Origin of the sequence: Pseudomonas sp. FH1, from assembly GCF_000510895.2 — a bacterium.
GTDB classification, from domain to species: Bacteria; Pseudomonadota; Gammaproteobacteria; order Pseudomonadales; family Pseudomonadaceae; genus Aquipseudomonas; species Aquipseudomonas azotoformans_A.
The window spans coordinates 112,129-129,878 of the sequence record NZ_AOHM01000112.1 but is presented as its reverse complement, the minus strand read 5'-3'; the positions used below and the strand labels follow the sequence as shown (position 1 = coordinate 129,878).

Below are 17,750 nucleotides of genomic sequence, written 5' to 3'. Positions count from 1 at the left end.
GGCCGAAGAAAAACTTAACGTCGTGTCCGGGATTAGTTGACCACTACATAAGGATTGTGACGGACCTTGGGCTTGGGCAGCGCCACGATATCGAGGTCGGCAGACGGGTTTGTCGCGAGCCCCTTTTCGACCATCGCATAACGGAACAACTGGTTGAGCCAGGTGCGACATTTCTGCGCCGTGGTCATGGCCTTGCGCCGCTCGATCCGGCGCAGCACTTCCAGCACATGCTGACGCGAAATCTCAGCGATCGGCAAATCACCCAATCAGGGCAAGATATCTTTGGCGAAGTGGCGGTCAATCTGCTCCAAAGTCCCCTGGCGTCCAGCCTTCACGCTCAAGGCTTTAAACGCACGCCAGTCGGCGAAAACACTTCGAAAAGAACCGTCTGTAGAGGCGCTGGCGGCCAGTCGTGCTTCGCGACGGTGAGTGCGTGGATCAACGCCCTGGGCAATCAAGGCCCTGGCCTCGTCCCGCCCCCGGCGCGCATCTTTAAGGCTGACTGCTGGGTAAACACCCAAGGAAATACGTGCTTGTCTGCCCAGCCAATAAAAGCGGAAATGCCATTGCTTGGCACCCTTGGGGCCCACGAACAGCGCAAGCCCATCCGTGTCTTTGATGGTGTAATTTATACCGGAAGGTTTCGCCTGGCGAACGGCGGTATCGGTCAAGGCCATGAGTACATCTCCCGTCTCGTAGGATCGAGGAGATGTATATCGATGCCGGACCGGGGCGTTCTGCCCAAAATCCGCTGTGCCCGCTACCCGAATTCGATGTACTTAATTATGTACTTAAAATGCGTGCCGGGGGGTGGATTTTGACAGATTGCACTGGAACGAAAAAAGACGCCGAAGCGTCTATTTTCAATGACTTACAGACTTCCATGGAACTCTGTAGATCGATATTTGGAGCGGGAAACGAGACTCGAACTCGCGACCCCGACCTTGGCAAGGTCGTGCTCTACCAACTGAGCTATTCCCGCTTGGTGATGCGCATTCTATAGAAATCTCGTAACCGGTCAACCCTTTGATTCAAAAAAGTTTTATTTCTTTTCAACGGTCGTGCGCAGATGAGGCCAGGCAGCACGCAGGTACTGGAGCATGGACCACAGCGTCAGGCCAGCTGCAATCAGCAGCAAAGCGTAGCCAGTCAGGACCCAGAAGGAGAAGTCCGACGGGTTGGCCAGCAGGATGACCAGCGCAAGCATTTGCGCGGCGGTTTTCCACTTGCCCATGTTCGACACGGCCACATGAGCGCGGGCGCCGATTTCGGCCATCCATTCGCGCAGGGCCGAGACGACGATCTCGCGACCAATGATCACCGCGGCTGGCAGTGTGAGCCACAGGTTGCCGTGTTCCTGCACCAGCAAGACCAACGCGACAGCCACCATGAGCTTGTCGGCCACCGGGTCGAGGAACGCGCCGAACGGCGTGCTCTGTTCCAGGCGGCGGGCCAGGTAGCCGTCGAGCCAGTCGGTGGCAGCCGCGAAGGCGAACACCGAGCTGGAGGCCGCATAGCTCCATTCGTACGGCAAATAGAACAACAGAATGAAAATCGGAATAAGCAGGACGCGTAGAACGGTGATCAGATTAGGGATATTCATCGGCACAACTGGCTACGAGGTGGAAAGGCATTCTATTCGCTGTGCAGATTCGCATAAATCAACTCAGCGAGCTTTTTACTGATACCGGGTGCTTTGGCTATTTCGTCAATGCTGGCACGGGATAGCTCTTGCAAGCCACCAAAATGTTTAAGCAAGTCGCGTCGCCGTGTCGGCCCGACCCCCGCCACCCCTTCCAGGGTTGAGGTTCGCCGGGTTTTGCCACGCCGGGCGCGGTGACCGGTAATGGCGAAACGGTGGGCTTCGTCACGGATCTGTTGGATCAGGTGCAGCGCAGGTGAGTCGCCCTTCAAGGTGAACTCATGGGCGGCGTCATTCAAGTACAACGTTTCGAAACCGGCCTTGCGTGTAGCGCCCTTGGCCACACCGAGCAGGATGAGGTCGGGTACCGCCAGCTCGTTGAGCACGTCGCGGGCCATGGACAGCTGGCCCTTGCCGCCGTCCACTAGCAGGATATCTGGCAACTTGCCCTCGCCGTCCTTCAGCTTGCTGAAGCGTCGCGTCAGTGCCTGGTGCATGGCAGCATAGTCGTCGCCGGCGGTGACACCTTCGATGTTATAGCGCCGGTAATCGGCTTTGATCGGCCCTTCCGGCCCGAACACCACGCAAGATGCTACGGTGGCTTCGCCGCTGGAGTGGCTGATGTCGTAGCACTCCAGGCGCTGCGGTGGTTCGTCCAGGTTGAGGACTTCAGCCAGGGCGTCAAAGCGTGCGGCGACATGCTGTCGATTGGCCAGGCGTGCGCCCAGGGCCTGTTCGGCGTTGGTCACGGCCAGTTGCTGCCAACGGGCACGGGTGCCACGTACGCGGTGGCTGATGTCCAGCTCGCGGCCGCGCAATTCGTGGATCGCCTCGATCAGCGTGGGGAAATCTTCATGCACCACGTTGACGATCAGCTCCGACGGCAGGTCGCGCTCGGGACTGCTGACGTAATACTGGCCAAGGAAGGCGGCCATGACTTCGGCCACGTCCTCGTCAATACCGGTCTGCGGGAAAAAGTTCTTGCTGCCTAGCACCCGACCGCCACGCACGCTGATCAGGTGCACACAAGCGCCACCTGGATTGACGAAGGCCGCGATCACGTCCACGTCGCCGGTGCCGCCTTCCATGCTTTGCTGATCCTGCACACGGCGCAGCAGCGAGATCTGGTCGCGCAGTTCAGCGGCCTTTTCAAAATCCAGGGTGCTGGCGGCCTGCTCCATCGCGCCGGAGAGTTCGTCGGTGAGGGCATTGCTACGCCCTTCGAGGAACATCACCGAATGGCGAACATCTTCGGCGTACTCCTGCGGTTCGACCAGGCCCACACAGGGTGCCTTGCAACGTTTGATCTGGTATTGCAGGCACGGCCGGGTGCGGTTCTTGTAGAAACTGTCTTCGCACTGGCGCACAAAAAACGTCTTTTGCAGCAGGCTCAGGCTTTCACGGATCGCGCCAGCGCTAGGGTACGGCCCGAAATACTTGCCCTTCTGCTTCTTCGCACCCCGGTGAATACTCAGGCGTGGGAAGTTGCCGTCGGATAAAAACACGTAGGGGTAGGACTTATCGTCACGCAGCAGGATGTTATAGGGCGGCCGCCACTCCTTGATCAGCGTCTGCTCAAGCAGCAGCGCTTCGGTTTCATTGGCGGTAATGGTGGTTTCGACCTGGGCGATACGCGCCACCAGCGCAGCGGTTTTCGGCGCGAGACCGGTCTTGCGAAAGTAGCTCGCCAGGCGGTTCTTCAGGTTCTTGGCTTTGCCGACATACAGCAGGCGCGCCTCGCTGTCGAACATGCGGTACACGCCAGGGCGGCCGCTGCAGGTCGAGAGAAAGGCACTGGGATCAAACGGTGTGCTCATGTCAGGCGCTGGCGTCCACCATGCCGTGGCGCACCGCGAGCAGGGTCAATTCAACATCACTGCTGATGGCGAGCTTCTCGAAAATGCGATAGCGGTAGGTGTTGACGGTCTTGGGCGACAGGCACAGCTTGTCGGAGATCGTCTGCACCTTTTGGCAGCCGACGATCATCAAGGCGATCTGGATTTCCCGCTCCGACAGCGCATCGAACGGTGAGTCGCTGACGGGTTGGAAGGACTTGATCGCCAATTGCTGGGCAATCTGCGGGCTGATGTAGCGCTGGCCGGCAAAGACCAGGCGAATGGCTTGCACCATTTCCGCCAGGCCTGCACCTTTAGTCAGGTAACCGGCTGCGCCCGCCTGCAAGAGGCGAGTCGGGAACGGGTCTTCTTCGCACACTGTCACCACCACGACCTTGATGTCCGGATGGCTGCGCAATAACTTGGTCGTGGCGCCTAGACCGCCGATACCGGGCATCTTGACGTCCATCAACACCACATCGGCTTTCAACTCTCGAGCCTTGATCAGGGACTCTTCCCCGGACTCGGCCTGGCCGACTACTTGCAGGCCATCGATGTCAGCCAGCATTCGTGTAATACCTGTACGAACGAGATCATGGTCATCGACTACTAGCACCCTAATCAAGCAGACACCTCGCGATATGGTCTTATAGGTTGCTGAACACCTTAGCAAAAAACCAAGGCGCAGACCTAGCTGCAAGCGTCATATATATAGTGTTTGAACGCACAGCAGCCGCCCACCGAGGGGTGGACGGCTCTATTTGCTGGGCAGCGGGTCAGGAATCCTGGGGCTGCGGCTTGATTTTTCCATTCAGCGAACCGGAATGTTCGGCCAAGGTCGACGTCAGGCGGCGGATCGCATCCTGGTCTTCCTTGAACATGGCGCGGTAATCGCCCAACACTTTCTCTTCGATGTGGCTCAGGTTCTCCAATTGAATCGGTGTTGCCGTACCGGTCAACACGTACAACACATCCACACCTCTTTCAGCGACACGGGACAAATAGTCCGCTTTAGGCGCACGCCCTCCACTTTCGTATTTACCTTGGGCGTTGGCTTCAACGCCGCCGATTTCACCAAACACTTTTTGCGACAGGCCAAGTCGCTCTCTTTCTTGCCTCAAACGCGAACCGATTCCACTCATTTGGATGTATGATCCTAGTTGGCACACCCCAAGAGGTGACACACTCATCTCTTTGTTAAACGAACTTGAACGGTTTTGAACTATGCCCGGAATCCGTACTGCTGCACAAGCCAAGGCCTGGCTGGAACATCAAGGAAAGTCAGTCCAAGCGTTCGCCCGCGAACATGGCGTTGATCCGGCAACCACCTATCAAGTGCTCGCTGGGCGCAAAAAGGGACGGCGTGGAGAGGCCCATAAGGTAGCGGTCCTTCTGGGCATGAAAGAAGGGGTCATCCTCTCTGAGGCTGATGGCCAAAACAACGAACAGGAAGTTGTCTCCTGAAGCCAGTATGCGCTTATTAGAATGGGCTGCATGGTTTAGCTGGATGGACAGACGCGTTCCATGCGCCAGAAGCAGTCCTCTTCACCGACTATGCCCAAGCCCATGCGCTGGTAAAGCCTCCTGGCCGGATTGGTCTTGAACACGGTCAAGCGCAACAAACCCAGGGTTTGCGCCTTGAGCGCCATTTGCTCCAACACCCAGCTGCCCGCGCCAAGTCTGCGGCAGGTCTCGAGCATGTGCAGCTCGCGGATATAGAGCGCGCGGCTGTCGCGGCTCAGGCTGATAAAGCCCAGCACCGCATCGTCGTTACAGATCAGCCAGTTTTCACGGCCAGCCCAGGCGACGTCGAAGCCATCGTTGGACCAGATCAGCCCGTATTGCAGGTAGTAATGGCTCATGGCCTCAAAGGTCAGGGTTCGAGCGAACGGCAGGTCCAAGTCCGTGGCTGCGCGTAAGTGAAACGCCATGTGTCCGTGTCCATTCCAATTAGAATATCCACAGCATATCGGCACTCTCCCATAGCCGTAAGTACTCCAAGACAATAGAAATTTCTGATTGAAACCATCCACACGCGTCGAGTAAGCTCTGCCCATCATTTGGAGACACACCATGTTGCAACTCACCCACACCCAGGTTTGCCCTGCTACCAGCGCCACGCGCTCGGTATCGGCTACCCGTGTGAACGGTTCGAGCGCACCTGTCAGCTTTTATTTTGGGTATTGGTTTAGCCACTGGCGCGCCTGATACCTGAAATCGGCGCCCACTACTCAAGGGGTCGCCTACCAGAGAAATCTAACCCCCGGTCGGCTCCCCGACCGGGGGTTTTGTTTTTTCAGCCTCTAAAACTTTTTGAAGAACACTTAAAGGACACACGACATGAACTACGCCACCTATTACCGCTACGACACCTCCACCGCATGGCGATTTAGCCAGCTCCGCTCGGGACAGCCTGCCGCCTCCGATCGGTCACCTCTTGGTGGCAAGCCAACACACGTAGCCAACACGGCCAATTGTCGAACACCCCAGTAGGGCAGAGCGCGCGGGAACAGCCCGCCGTTTGCCCAGGAAGCCTTGAATATGAACTCTGCCACCGCCGCTCTGCCGATCTCTGCACTGACCAGCGCCAACGAAGCCCTGACCCAGCGCCTGCCCAGCTCCCTTGAGCTCAAGCACCAACTGCCCCTGAGCCCGTTCCTCAACGAACAAGTCCACGCCCATCGCCAAGCCGTGCGCGCCATCCTCAATGGCGAAGATTCGCGTTTGCTGGTGATTGTCGGCCCGTGCTCGATCCACGATCCGGAATCGGCCATGGAATACGCGCGCAACCTGAAGAAACTCGCGCTGGAAGTCAGCGACCAGATGCTGCTGGTGATCCGCGCCTACGTCGAAAAACCGCGCACCACCATCGGCTGGAAAGGCCTGGCCTACGATCCTCACTTGGATGGCAGTGATGACATGGCCGCCGGCCTCACCCTGTCCCGCGAACTGATGCGCGAAATGCTGCGCCTGGGCCTGCCAGTCGCCACTGAGCTGCTGCAACCTATGGCAGCCGGCTACTTCGATGACCTGCTCAGTTGGGTCGCGATTGGCGCGCGCACCACCGAATCGCAGATCCACCGCGAAATGGCCAGCGGCCTGGGCATGCCCGTAGGCTTCAAGAACGGCACCGACGGCGGTGTCGCGATTGCCTGTGACGCGATGCGCTCGGCGTCCCACCCGCACCGTCACTTCGGCGTCGACAGCCAGGGTCACCCGGCGATCATCCAGACCCCAGGCAACCCCGACACGCACTTGGTGCTGCGCGGCGGTCACCGTGGGCCGAACTACGATGCGCAAAGCGTGGCGCAGGTGAAACACGATCTTGCCAAGTCCAAGGTAGCGGCGCGCATCATGGTCGATTGCAGCCATGCCAACAGCGGCAAGGACCCGCTGCGTCAACCGGCAGTGTTCAACGAGGTACTGGAACAACGCCTGCAAGGTGACACTTCGTTGATCGGCATGATGCTCGAAAGCCACCTGTTCGAAGGCTGCCAGCCGCTGAGCGCATCGATGAAGTACGGTGTGTCGATCACCGATGGCTGCCTGGGCTGGAGTGGCACCGAGCAGCTGTTGCGCAGTGCGGCACAGCGGTTGCGCGCACAAGGCTAAATGACCAAGGCGCTGCTAAAGCGGGTACAGCGCCTCATCAAACTGCTCAAGCTTCGGGAACACCAAGGGCTGCTCATCCGCCAGCCCTTGCAGCCGTTGCTCATACCCCACCAGGAAACCCCGCCGTGCCTCGTCGCTGATGTACGGCACATGCCACGCCACAAACGGTGGCATCACGTCATACCCCACATACGCCAACGTCCCGCGCAGAATCGGCCGCAACATGTCCTCCAGCGGCCCATGAATCGCGCCCTCACCGAACATATGCTCGCGCCCGCCCAGGGTCACCGTGACCATCGCCCGCTTGCCCGCCAGGCCGCCCTGATCGTAAAAGCGCTTGCCGCCGTAACACACCCCCGACACCAGCACCCGGTCGATCCAGCCCTTGAGCATGGCCGGCGCCGAGAACCAGAAAATCGGAAAGTTGAGGATCAGCAGATCAGCCCACAGCAGCTTGTCCAACTCGCCCTGGATGTCCGCAGCGATCGACTGCTTCTTCACCCCCATGCGCTGCTCCAGAGCGTACACCAGGTACTCGGGGTTTTCCCGCGACGAAAAGTCCGCTGCCGACGCCACCGGGTTCCACTGCATGGCGTACAAGTCGCTGACCTTTACCTCATGCCCCTGGCCTTCCAGTGTGGTCACCGCCTGATCGCGCAAAGCCGCAGTGAATGACTGTGGCTCAGGGTGCGCGTGAACAATCAGAACTTTCATACAAACTCCTCAAACGGTGTGCGCCGCCCGTTGGGCCAGCAAGTGATCGAGCCAATCCGGGTCCATCTCGGGCTCCGATGAAAACAACAGCCCGGTGTAGTCCTGGTACGGCGGGGTGAAAATCTCGCTGCGGCTGCCCTGATCCACCACCCTGCCCCGCTGCATCACCACCACTTCATCGGCAATGGCACGCACGGTGGCGACGTCATGAGTGATAAACAGATAGGCCACGCCCAGTTGCTGCTGGAGGCGGTTGAGCAACTTCAGCACGCCCTCGGCCACCAGCTGATCCAGGGCCGAAGTGACTTCATCGCAGATGATCAGTTGCGGGTCGGCCGCCAAGGCGCGGGCGATGCAGATGCGCTGCTTCTGGCCGCCGGACAACTCCCTCGGTTGGCGCTCCATGAACACCGCCGGGTCCAACTCGATCATCTCCAGCAACTCGGCAACGCGAGCGCGCATCGCCTTGCCCTTCAGGCCCAGGTAAAACGTCAGCGGCCGGCCGATAATGTCGACGATGCGCTGGCGCGGGTTCAGGGCGGTGTCGGGGATCTGGTAGATCATCTGGATCCGCCGCAATTGCTCCTTGCTTCGCTGACGAAAGTCGGCCGGCAATGCCTCGCCGTCATACAGCACCTGCCCCGCCGTGGCCGGCAACAACCCAGTAATCAACCGCGCCGTGGAGCTCTTGCCGCTGCCCGACTCGCCGATCACCGCCAGGGTCTGGCCGCGATAGAGCTTCATCGACACGTCGTGCAGCACCGGCTGATGCCCATAACTGGCGCTCACTTGCTGCACCTCCAACAACGGCACTTGCTGGTCCGGACAGGCCTTGGGCTCGGTGCGAAAACTGCGCACCGCCCATAGGGATTTGGTGTAGTCCTGCTGCGGCTGGCTGAGCATGCTGCGGGTGTCCGCCTCTTCCACCAGCTTGCCGTGGCGCAACACCATGATGCGATCGGCCATCTGCGCCACCACCGCCAGGTCGTGGCTGATGTAGAGCGCGGCGCTGCCGTAGGTTTTCACGGCATCGCGGATCGCCGCCAGCACTTCGATCTGAGTGGTGACGTCGAGGGCGGTGGTGGGCTCGTCGAAGATGATCAGGTCCGGGTGGCAGGCCATGGCCATTGCAGTCATGACCCGCTGCAACTGCCCGCCGGAGACTTGATGGGGATACCGTTGACCGATGGTTTCCGGGTTGGGCAGGCGCAACACACGGTACAGTTCCACCGCTTCACGCTCGGCCTGGGCGCGATCAATGCCACCGTTGATCACCGCTGTTTCGACATGCTGGTCGATCAGGCGATGCGCCGGGTTGAACGACGCCGCCGCGCTCTGCGCCACATAGGCAATGCGCAGGCCGCGTAATTTGCGCAGCGCCTCGGGCCTGGCCTGCAATAACTGGATACCATCAAAACACACCGAACCACCGGTGATGCGGCAACCGTCCCGCGCATACCCCATCGCCGCCAGCCCCAGGGTGGATTTACCCGCCCCCGATTCGCCAATCAAACCCAGCACCTCGCCGCGTTTCAGGGTCAGATCAATGCCCTTGATCAGGGGGTGCCAGGCGTCTTCGTAATGCCCTTCGATCTGCAGGTTGCGGATTTCCAGCAATGGCTTGTCCATCCTCAACACTCCTTCAGGCCGCTTGATTTGTGCAGCATCCAGTCGACGACAAAATTCACGCTGACGGTGATCAACGCCACCGCCAGGGCCGGCAGCAACGGGCTGATGTCGCCAAAGGTGATCAACACCGCGTTGTCACGCACCATGCTGCCCCAGTCCGCAGTGGGCGGCTGAATGCCCAGGCCGAGGAACGACAACGCGCTGATGAACAGGAACACAAAGCAGAAGCGCAGGCCGAATTCGGCAATCAGCGGCGCGGCGGCGTTGGGCAACACTTCGCGGGTAACCAGCCACCACAGGCCTTCGCCGCGCAGGCGGGCGGCTTCGACAAAATCCTGCACCACCACGGTCATTGCCACGGCACGGGACAAGCGAAACACCCGCGTCGAATCCAGCAAGGCAATCACCAACACCAGCGACGTGGCGTTGGTGCCCACTACGCTGAGGATAAGCAACGCGAAGATCAGCTGCGGGATCGCCATCAGCACATCCACCACGCGCGACAAGCCCTGGTCAATCCAGCCGCCCTTGATCGCCGCCACCAAGCCGCTCAAGCCCCCCAGCAAAAACGCCAGCATAGTGGTCAGGAAGGCGATACCCAACGTGTTGCGCGCGCCGTAGACCAAACGACTGAACATATCGCGCCCCAGGTTATCGGTGCCCAGCAGGAACTGGCCGCTCCAGGGCGCAAAGCCCTCGCCCACCACCTGGGTCTCGCCATAGGGCGCCAGCAACGGCGCAAACACGGCCACAGCGATGTACAACAGAATAATCAGCAAGCCGAACTTGGCGCTCAACGGCGCGCGGGCCACTTGGCTCAACAGGTTCATGGACTACCCCTTGGGATGCATCAGGCGTGGGTTGCTGGCGATGGACAACACGTCCGCCCCGGTATTGAGCAGGATATAAGTGGCGGCAAAGATCAGGCTGCACGCCTGCACCACCGGGATGTCGCGCTTGGACACCGAGTCCACCAGCAACTGGCCGAGGCCCGGATAGACAAACACCACTTCGACCACCACCACCCCCACCACCAGATACGCCAGGTTCAGCGCGATCACGTTGACGATCGGCGCCAGCGCGTTGGGCAGCGCATGCCGCCAGATAATCCGCGACTGGCGGATGCCCTTCAGGCGAGCCATTTCGATATAGGGGCTGGCGAGCAGGTTGATCAGGGACGCGCGGGTCATGCGCATCATCTGCGCGATCACCACCAGGCTCAGGGTTGCCACCGGCAGCACCGAGCGTTCCAGAATCGTGCCAAACGTGGCATCCGGCGCCAGGTTCGACAGGCTGGGGAACCAGCCGAGTTTCACCGAGAACACCAGGATCAGCAGGTAGGCGACGAAGAACTCCGGAAACGACACGGCGCTCAACGCCGAGGTATTTAGCAGCCGATCGAACCAGCTGTTGCGGTACAGCGCCGCCAGCATGCCCAGCACCAGCGCCGTGAGCACCGAGACCAACGCCGCCAATGCAGCCAGGCTCAGGGTGTTACCCAATCGCGCACCGATCAAATCGGCAATCGGTCGCTGATTGGCCAGCGACGCGCCCAGGTCACCGTGCAGCAGGCGCAGCAGCCATTGCGCAAAGCGCGTGAACGGCGGCAGATCCAGGCCCAACTGCGCCCGAAATGCCGCCACGGTTTCCGGCGTGGCGGACTGCCCGAGCATAGCCTGGGCAATATCCCCCGGCAGCATGCCCACGGCGAGAAAGATGATCACCGACACGGCGAACAACGACAGCACGCCCAGGGCCAGGCGTTGCAGGACCAACTTCAACAGGCTATTCATGGTGCCACTCCTCAGGCCTGCCACCACCGTTCGATCAACCGCAGCCCATCCAACTCACCATAGGGCGCGGTCAGCGGCCCGTGGCTGACCTTGTTCGAACGCGCCGCCACCGAGCTGGCAAACAGCGGCACAATCGCCCCGCCGTCATCCCGGCACAGGGCCTGCATTTCGTTGTACATCTCCTGGCGCAACGGCGCGTTCATCTCGCCACGGGCGGCGTTGAGCAGTTGGTTGAAACGCGGGTTGTCCCAATGGGTTTCATTCCACGCCGCGCCTTTGGCGTAGCCGATGCTGAACATGCGGTCGGCGGTCAGGCTGCTGTACCAGAACGAGGTGGTGAACGGCTGCTTCATCCACACATTGGAGAAGAACCCGTCGGCTGGTTCACGCACCACATCGATGTCGATACCCGCTTGGCGTGCCTGCTCCTTGAACAAGACCGAGGCGTCCACCGCACCGGTGTAAGCCGCATCGGAAGCCTGCAGACGCACCTTGAGCGACTCCACACCGGCCTTGCGCAGGTAGAAACGCGACTTGTCCGGGTCGTAGGTGCGCTGCTCCAGGGCCGCATTGATAAAGCGACTGCCGGGCTGGATCGGGTGGTCGTTGCCCACCAGGCCGTAGCCATGCAGCACGGAGGCCAACAACGTCTCGCGGTTGATCGCATGCTTCATGGCCATACGGATGTCGTTGTTCTTGAATTCATTGCTGTCGCACAGCATCGGGAAGGTGTAGTGCTGCGCGCCCTTGGTTTCTTCGATCACCAGACCGGGGTTGCGCTTGAGCAGCGCCACGGTTTTCAGGTCGACCTTGTTGATCACATCCACCTGCCCGGTGACCAGCGCATTGACCCGCGCGGCGCCGTCGGCGATGGCAAGCAACTCGGCGCTGGCGAAGTGCGCGCGACCGGGTTTCCAATAGTCTGGGTTGCGTTCCAGGTCCATGCGCACGCCGGGTTCGAAGCTTTTCAGGCGATAGCCACTGGTACCCACGCCGGCTTGCCAGTCCGCCACGCCGTCCTTGGCGGGCATGATCACCAAGTGGTAATCAGCGACGACATACGCAAAGTCGGCGTTACCCGAATGCAACTCGAACACCACCGCATCGCTGCCCTGGGCGCTCACGCTGGCGACATCACCCAACACGGTCTTGGCGGCGGAGGTGGACTTGGCGTCCAAGTGATGATTGATCGAGACCACCACGTCGTCGGCGGTCAAGTTTTTGCCGTTGTGGAAGGTCACGCCAGGCCGCAAGTGAAAGGTCCACACCCGCGCATCAGGTGTGGATTCAAAGCGCTCGGCCAGTTCGGGAATCGCGCTGCCGTCCACCGCGATTTCCGTAAGGGTGTTGTACACCGCCGAGAAACCGACAAAGGTGAAGGTATCGACCCAGGAACCCGGATCGCGGGAATCGGTGGTGCTGCCACCGGCCAGGCCCAGGCGCAATACACCGCCCGCTTTGGGCGTGGCGTCGGCGGCAAAGGCCTGCAACGGCAAGCCCATGGAGAACGCCGCAGCCACCGCGCCAGCCACGGCGCTGTGTTTGAGAAAGTCGCGGCGGTGCATCGCTTGAGTCATTTTGTTGTTGTTTTCGCTCATGGTCTTGTCTCTCTAAAGGTCAACAGGCACAGGCATGTTTCAACTCGATCAAGGTCACGCCATTGCGTTTGAACGCGTTGCGCAGGTCCGTCTGCAATTCATCCAGGGTGCGGGGCTGGTTCACGGTGCAGCCGAACGCCTGGGCGAACAGCGCGAAATCCGGGTTGCGCGGCAGCACGCCGATGGGCTCGATATCGAGGCTCAACATGTCATCGCGAATCTGGCCAAGCGCGTCGTTGTTCCACAACAGCACCACCAACGGGCTGTCCAGTTCTTCGACGGCGGTGGCCAGTTCCTGGGCGGTGTAGAGGAAACCACCGTCGCCCACCAGCACCAAACCCGGCCGCTGTGGCGCGCCAAACTTGGCGCCGATACCTGCGGGCAGGCCGTAGCCCAAGGTGCCGTAGCCGGTAGGATGCAACCAGCTGCGCGGCGCACGGCTGCGGTAGGCGTAATTGCCGGTGTAGGCCAGTTGAGTCATGTCGCTGCTGATAAAGGCATTGGCCGGCAATTCGGCTTCGATACGGTCGAGAATGGCTTGGTGGATGGACTGCAAGGGACCGTGTCCCAACTCGACTGCCTGCAACAACGCCCTCACTGTCGAGACGGCGGCTTCAGCGTCGCGCGCTGTGGCCGGCAGGCGCTCCAGCAAGGCGAGCACGGTCTGCTGTGCATCGCCTTTGAGCGCCACGATACAGGGGTAGAAATCATCGAATTTGCGTGCATCGATATCCACCCTCAACAACTCGCCGTTGAGCGGCAAACGCTCACGCCAATAGTCGGTGTCGGCCATTTCCGTGCCGATTGCCAGCACCACATCCGCCTCGCTGATCAGTTGCCAGCCGGGTTCGACGCACAGGGTGGAACCGGCATTCAGCGGGTCATTGATGGGCAGTAAACCCTTGCCGGCCACGCTGGTGAAGAACGGCGCCGCCAACTGGGTGCTCAAGCGCTGCAAAGCCTCGCCCGCCGCCAAGGCACCGCCACCGGCAATGATCATGGGTCGCTTGGCTGTCGCGAGCTTGGCGGCGGCCTGATCCAAGGCTTCGGCCGACGGTAAGCCGCGCCCAGGGCGGCACACTACTTCATTGCTCCAGTCCCATTGGATCGGCGCGGCCAACACGTCCAGTGGCACAGAGATATGCACCGGCCGCGGTCGTTCGCTGTCGAAAACGGCGTAGGCGCGGGCGACCAGTTCAGGCAAATCCTCAGCACTCAGTGCCACCGCCGAAAACGCGGTGATCGGCGCCGTGATCGCGCGTTGGTCCTGGGTCTCATGCAGGATGCCCCAACCCTTGCCGAGGCTGGCGGTGCTGTTGACGCTGGAGATCACCAGCATCGGAATCGAATCAGCGTACGCCTGGCCAATCGCGGTGGCGGCATTGGTCACGCCGGGACCGGTGATCACAAAACACACCCCCGGCTTGCCACTGACCCGCGCGTAGCCGTCAGCCATAAAGCCGGCACCTTGCTCATGCCGTGTGAGCACATGGCGAATGCCACTGCCGGGCAGGCCGCGATACAGCTCCAGGGTGTGCACACCGGGAATGCCGAAGACCGTGTCGACGCCATAATTGGCCAGCAACCGCACCAGGGCCTGGCCGCCGGTCAGGGTGTTATCGCGCATGTTCATCTCCTAGACGGATCAACGCATCGACCGCCGTGGCGCCCTGGGCATTGACCAACAATGGGTTCACATCCAGCTCCAGCAATTGCCCGGCATTGGCGCAGGCGTAGTCGGCCACGGCCCGGATGGCCGCCACCAGCGCCTCCAGATCCGCCACTTCACGCCCGCGAAAACCCTGCAATAACGCGGCACTGCGCAGGCTGAGCAAGGCGTTGCGGATGGCACTGTCGGTGGTCGGCAACAACAGGCTGCGGCTGTCCTTGAGCAGTTCCACCAGGATGCCGCCGGCACCGATGACCAGGGCCAGGCCAAAGTCGTTTTCGCGCTTGATGCCCACGATCAACTCGGCCAATGGCGGCGTCGCCATCGACTCCAACAGCAATTGATCGAAAACGACATGCGGCGCATAAGCCGAAAGATGCTCGCGCATCTGCTCAAGTGCGGCGGTCAGGGCCATGCCGTTCTGCAGGTTCAGCACCACGGCACCGGCCTCGGTCTTGTGCGGCAACTGCGCGCTGACCGCCTTGAGCACCAGGGGATAGCCCAGCAATTCTGCATCGCTGAGCGCCCTTCCGGGCGTACTCAGTATGCCGGCCGGTGTGGTCAGGCCGAATGCCCGCAAGGCTTGCTTGGAGGCCCATTCATCCAAAGCCCCGCCGCTGTCATCCAGGGCTCTTGGGCACAAGGGCTCGAGGATCGACTCGCCTCGCTCCAGCAATACGCGACGGTTGCTCTGGTAGTCCGCAATCCGCCCCCAAGCCGCCAGTGCATCCTCTACGCCTTGCAGCGCGGCGATCCCCTGAGCATGCAGACGCTCGCGGGCATGGGCCGGCAACAGTTCGGGAAACGCCGAGGTGACAAATCCGGTCTTGCCATGCCGGCCGAGCGCCGCACAAAACAGCTCCAGCAACAGGTCGCACTCCTTGCGCTCGCCCGTGAACTCGGCCGGGTAATCCAGCACCAGCATGGCAGCATCGGCGTCGGTTCGTAGCGCGGTGTCGAGCATCGTGTTCAGGGCATCACGGTCGCCCCAGATGGCGGTGGTGAAATCCAGCGGGTTGACCAGGTTGGCGTAGCTGGGCAGCACCTGGGCCAGTTCAGCGCGTTGGTCTTCGTCCAGTTTCGGCAAGGCCAGATGATTGCGTTCGGCATAGTCGGCAATCAGCCCCGCATCGCCACCCGAACAGGCCAGTGCAATCAGGCGGTTGCCCGCTGGAAGATTGCCGCAGGCGGCCGCCTTGAGGGTTTCGACAAAACTTACCGGCCCGCTCACACGGATCACGCCCAGGCGCGCAAACAGGCTGTCGTACAGCGCGTCGGAGCCGGACAACGAACTGGTGTGACTCAAGGCCAGTTCGGCGCCGATCTGCGACACGCCGGTTTTCAGCGCAATGATCGGAATACCTTTCTCCAGCGCCTTGTTCGCTGCTCGGGCAAAACCGGGCACATTCTTCAACCCTTCCAGGTGCAGGCCGATGGCGGTGACGCGTGGCTCATCAAGCAACACATCCATCAGTTCGGCAACGCCCAGTTGCGCCTGGTTACCCACCGAGGCCATGTAGGCCACCGGCAGCGATCGGTCGCTCATCGACAGGTTGTAGGCGAAGTTGCCGCTCTGGGTGAGCACAGCCACGCCCTTCTCCACCGACTTGCCGCCGTGGGCCACCGGCCATAGAGCCGCGCTGTGCAGGTAATCCAGCAGGCCATAGCAATTGGGGCCGAGCAAGGCCATGTCGCCCGCAGCCTTTAAGAGCTGCTGCTGCATGGCGGCGCCGCTGGCGCCGGTTTCGGCAAAACCGGAGGCGTAGCAAATCGCGCCACCGGTGCCGATAGCGGCCAGTTCAGCCACGCAGGTCAGCGTCAACTCTCGGTTGGTGGCGATAAACACCGCATCCGGCCCACAGGGTAAATCGGCCACGCGGCGCACACAGGGGATGCCATCGAGGCTGTCATGTTGCGGGTTGACCAGCCACATCGGCCCGGTAAAACCGCCGTCGGCGCAGCGCTTGAGCGCGCGCGCCATGCTGCGTCCACCCACGAATGCCAGGTGCCGGGGCGCCAGCAGGCGCTTGAGGTTGTCGCGAATAGCCTGGGACATACGCTCTCCTCGCCGCTTAGCGCAACAGTGGCCGCAACAGTTCACGGGCGATGATATGGCGCTGGATTTCCGACGTGCCTTCCCAGATCCGTTCGATCCGCGCATTGCGCCAGATGCGTTCAACCGGCCCCTCATCCATCAAGCCCATGCCGCCGAAAATCTGCACCGCCTCATCGGCAACCTTGCCTAGGGTTTCGCTGGCAAACAGCTTGGCCATGCCGGCCTCGCCGTCGGTCATGCTGCCTTGGTCCATTTTCCAGGCGGTGTGCAGGGTCAGCAGTTCAGCGGCACGAATCTGCGTGGCCATGTCGGCCAGCTTGAAACTCACGCCTTGGTAGGTGCCGATCGGCTGGCCGAACTGTTTGCGGTCCGCCGCCCATTGCAACGACACATCCAGCGCGCGCTGGGCCTGGCCGACGCAGTTGGCGGCCACCATCACACGGCCAGCGGTGAGCCAGGCGTTGGCCACTTCCCAGCCTTTGCCCACTTCGCCCAGTACCTTGGACGCCGGGACGCGGCAGTCGTCGAAGAACATTTCATAGGTGTGATAACCCCGGTTGCTCACGCACTTGGGGCCACGGCGGATGGTCATGCCAGGCGTACCCCGATCCACCAGGAACGACGTCACCGCATTGCGCTGTCGGCCGTTGTGTTCGTAGGTATCCGTGACCGCAAACACGATGGCGAAATCGGCGTGCCCGGCGTGGCTGATGAAGTGCTTGCTGCCGTTGATCACGAAGTCATCACCACTGCGCACGGCGCGGGTCTTGATGGCATTGGCGTCGGAACCGGCGCCGGGTTCGGTCAAGGCAAAACAGTCGATTTTCTTGCCTTGCACACAGGGCAACAGGTAGTCGCCAATCTGTGAGCCCGTGCACGCCATCAGGATCTTGGAGGGCCGCGCGACAAACACATGCAACGCCCACGAGACTTTGGACAACTCACGTTCGATCAGCGCCTGGGACAGGTAGTCCAGGCCACCACCACCCACCTCTTCCGGCATGTTGAAGGCGTAGAAACCGGCAGCAATCGCCTTGTCGCGAATCTGCGCAGCCAGCTCCGGCGAGACCTCATCGGCACGGTCTACCGCCTCTTCATGGGGCAACAATTCCTTGGCAACAAAACTGCGTACCGCGTCCACCAACATGTCTTGTTCTTGGCTGAGTTGGAAATTCATGGCGCTACCTGTTCGGGGTGTTGTT

At 61.1% G+C, this 17,750-nt stretch carries 17 protein-coding genes and 1 tRNA gene; 2 read left to right on the top strand and 16 right to left on the bottom strand.

Features of this window, described 5'->3' with window-relative positions:
• Positions 1-32 precede the first annotated feature (32 nt).
• The 7 genes from H096_RS34405 to H096_RS25530 form a co-directional block, all read right to left on the bottom strand.
• Complete coding sequence (locus tag H096_RS34405; protein ID WP_206542903.1) at positions 33-257, bottom strand: hypothetical protein; 225 nt, start codon at positions 255-257, stop codon at positions 33-35.
• Between the two features lie 9 nt (positions 258-266).
• The gene (locus H096_RS34400) at positions 267-677 is read right to left on the bottom strand and encodes an integrase arm-type DNA-binding domain-containing protein (RefSeq protein WP_051422199.1); all 411 of its coding nucleotides are present in this window, start codon (positions 675-677) and stop codon (positions 267-269) included.
• 229 nt (positions 678-906) lie between these two features.
• Positions 907-982: transfer RNA gene (locus H096_RS25550), tRNA-Gly, on the bottom strand.
• 60 nt (positions 983-1,042) lie between these two features.
• Entirely contained in the window at positions 1,043-1,603 is a 561-nt protein-coding gene (pgsA, locus tag H096_RS25545) for a CDP-diacylglycerol--glycerol-3-phosphate 3-phosphatidyltransferase (RefSeq protein ID WP_003232771.1), read from the bottom strand.
• A 32-nt stretch (positions 1,604-1,635) separates the two neighbouring features.
• Entirely contained in the window at positions 1,636-3,459 is a 1,824-nt protein-coding gene (uvrC, locus tag H096_RS25540; protein WP_033902125.1) for an excinuclease ABC subunit UvrC, read from the bottom strand.
• A gap of 1 nt (position 3,460) precedes the next feature.
• Positions 3,461-4,102, bottom strand: a complete 642-nt coding sequence (gene uvrY / locus H096_RS25535) for a UvrY/SirA/GacA family response regulator transcription factor (protein ID WP_033902124.1) — start codon at positions 4,100-4,102, stop codon at positions 3,461-3,463.
• Positions 4,103-4,253: 151 nt separating this feature from the next.
• A complete protein-coding gene (locus H096_RS25530) occupies positions 4,254-4,619 on the bottom strand; it encodes a helix-turn-helix transcriptional regulator (protein ID WP_033902122.1) in 366 nt (121 codons plus the stop codon).
• Between the two features lie 82 nt (positions 4,620-4,701).
• Between H096_RS25530 and H096_RS33620 the strand changes: the two genes are divergently transcribed.
• Entirely contained in the window at positions 4,702-4,941 is a 240-nt protein-coding gene (locus H096_RS33620; RefSeq protein ID WP_033902121.1) for a DNA-binding protein, read from the top strand.
• A gap of 35 nt (positions 4,942-4,976) precedes the next feature.
• Here the strand turns inward: H096_RS33620 and H096_RS25525 are convergent, their stop codons facing one another.
• Positions 4,977-5,408 carry a GNAT family N-acetyltransferase gene (locus tag H096_RS25525; protein ID WP_033902120.1) on the bottom strand — a complete coding sequence of 144 codons (432 nt, stop codon included), beginning with the start codon at positions 5,406-5,408 and terminating at the stop codon, positions 4,977-4,979.
• 610 nt (positions 5,409-6,018) lie between these two features.
• On the opposite strand from H096_RS25525, the gene H096_RS25520 reads away from it, so the two are divergent.
• Positions 6,019-7,089, top strand: coding sequence for a 3-deoxy-7-phosphoheptulonate synthase (locus tag H096_RS25520; protein WP_033902119.1), 1,071 nt, complete (start codon positions 6,019-6,021; stop codon positions 7,087-7,089).
• A 15-nt stretch (positions 7,090-7,104) separates the two neighbouring features.
• Here the strand turns inward: H096_RS25520 and H096_RS25515 are convergent, their stop codons facing one another.
• The 8 genes from H096_RS25515 to H096_RS25480 are packed head-to-tail and all read right to left on the bottom strand — an operon-like array spanning position 7,105 to position 17,725.
• Positions 7,105-7,803: an NAD(P)H-dependent oxidoreductase gene (locus H096_RS25515; RefSeq protein ID WP_033902118.1), complete on the bottom strand. Its 699-nt coding sequence runs from the start codon at positions 7,801-7,803 to the stop codon at positions 7,105-7,107.
• A gap of 9 nt (positions 7,804-7,812) precedes the next feature.
• Complete coding sequence (locus H096_RS25510; RefSeq protein ID WP_033902117.1) at positions 7,813-9,432, bottom strand: ABC transporter ATP-binding protein; 1,620 nt, start codon at positions 9,430-9,432, stop codon at positions 7,813-7,815.
• A 2-nt stretch (positions 9,433-9,434) separates the two neighbouring features.
• Positions 9,435-10,262 carry an ABC transporter permease gene (locus H096_RS25505; protein WP_033902116.1) on the bottom strand — a complete coding sequence of 276 codons (828 nt, stop codon included), beginning with the start codon at positions 10,260-10,262 and terminating at the stop codon, positions 9,435-9,437.
• 3 nt (positions 10,263-10,265) lie between these two features.
• Positions 10,266-11,225: an ABC transporter permease gene (locus H096_RS25500; RefSeq protein WP_033902115.1), complete on the bottom strand. Its 960-nt coding sequence runs from the start codon at positions 11,223-11,225 to the stop codon at positions 10,266-10,268.
• An 11-nt stretch (positions 11,226-11,236) separates the two neighbouring features.
• Positions 11,237-12,823, bottom strand: a complete 1,587-nt coding sequence (locus H096_RS25495) for an ABC transporter substrate-binding protein (RefSeq protein WP_033902114.1) — start codon at positions 12,821-12,823, stop codon at positions 11,237-11,239.
• Between the two features lie 19 nt (positions 12,824-12,842).
• Positions 12,843-14,450 (bottom strand): 5-guanidino-2-oxopentanoate decarboxylase, encoded by a 1,608-nt coding sequence (locus H096_RS25490; RefSeq protein WP_033902113.1) that lies wholly within the window; start codon positions 14,448-14,450, stop codon positions 12,843-12,845.
• Positions 14,440-16,548 carry an acetate--CoA ligase family protein gene (locus tag H096_RS25485; RefSeq protein WP_033902112.1) on the bottom strand — a complete coding sequence of 703 codons (2,109 nt, stop codon included), beginning with the start codon at positions 16,546-16,548 and terminating at the stop codon, positions 14,440-14,442. Before H096_RS25485 ends, H096_RS25490 begins: the two co-directional genes overlap by 11 nt.
• Positions 16,549-16,564: 16 nt before the next feature.
• A complete protein-coding gene (locus H096_RS25480; RefSeq protein WP_033902111.1) occupies positions 16,565-17,725 on the bottom strand; it encodes an acyl-CoA dehydrogenase family protein in 1,161 nt (386 codons plus the stop codon).
• Positions 17,726-17,750 lie beyond the last annotated feature (25 nt).

Bases quoted from the DNA above. Each gene is read 5' to 3' on its own strand.
- H096_RS34400 (WP_051422199.1), bottom strand. From the start codon at position 677: ATGGCCTTGACCGATACCGCCGTTCGCCAGGCGAAACCTTCCGGTATA.
- pgsA (WP_003232771.1), bottom strand. From the start codon at position 1,603: ATGAATATCCCTAATCTGATCACCGTTCTACGCGTCCTGCTTATTCCG.
- uvrC (WP_033902125.1), bottom strand. From the start codon at position 3,459: ATGAGCACACCGTTTGATCCCAGTGCCTTTCTCTCGACCTGCAGCGGC.
- H096_RS25530 (WP_033902122.1), bottom strand. From the start codon at position 4,619: ATGAGTGGAATCGGTTCGCGTTTGAGGCAAGAAAGAGAGCGACTTGGC.
- H096_RS33620 (WP_033902121.1), top strand. From the start codon at position 4,702: ATGCCCGGAATCCGTACTGCTGCACAAGCCAAGGCCTGGCTGGAACAT.
- H096_RS25525 (WP_033902120.1), bottom strand. From the start codon at position 5,408: ATGGCGTTTCACTTACGCGCAGCCACGGACTTGGACCTGCCGTTCGCT.
- H096_RS25520 (WP_033902119.1), top strand. From the start codon at position 6,019: ATGAACTCTGCCACCGCCGCTCTGCCGATCTCTGCACTGACCAGCGCC.
- H096_RS25515 (WP_033902118.1), bottom strand. From the start codon at position 7,803: ATGAAAGTTCTGATTGTTCACGCGCACCCTGAGCCACAGTCATTCACT.
- H096_RS25510 (WP_033902117.1), bottom strand. From the start codon at position 9,432: ATGGACAAGCCATTGCTGGAAATCCGCAACCTGCAGATCGAAGGGCAT.
- H096_RS25505 (WP_033902116.1), bottom strand. From the start codon at position 10,262: ATGAACCTGTTGAGCCAAGTGGCCCGCGCGCCGTTGAGCGCCAAGTTC.
- H096_RS25500 (WP_033902115.1), bottom strand. From the start codon at position 11,225: ATGAATAGCCTGTTGAAGTTGGTCCTGCAACGCCTGGCCCTGGGCGTG.
- H096_RS25495 (WP_033902114.1), bottom strand. From the start codon at position 12,823: ATGAGCGAAAACAACAACAAAATGACTCAAGCGATGCACCGCCGCGAC.
- H096_RS25490 (WP_033902113.1), bottom strand. From the start codon at position 14,450: ATGCGCGATAACACCCTGACCGGCGGCCAGGCCCTGGTGCGGTTGCTG.
- H096_RS25485 (WP_033902112.1), bottom strand. From the start codon at position 16,548: ATGTCCCAGGCTATTCGCGACAACCTCAAGCGCCTGCTGGCGCCCCGG.
- H096_RS25480 (WP_033902111.1), bottom strand. From the start codon at position 17,725: ATGAATTTCCAACTCAGCCAAGAACAAGACATGTTGGTGGACGCGGTA.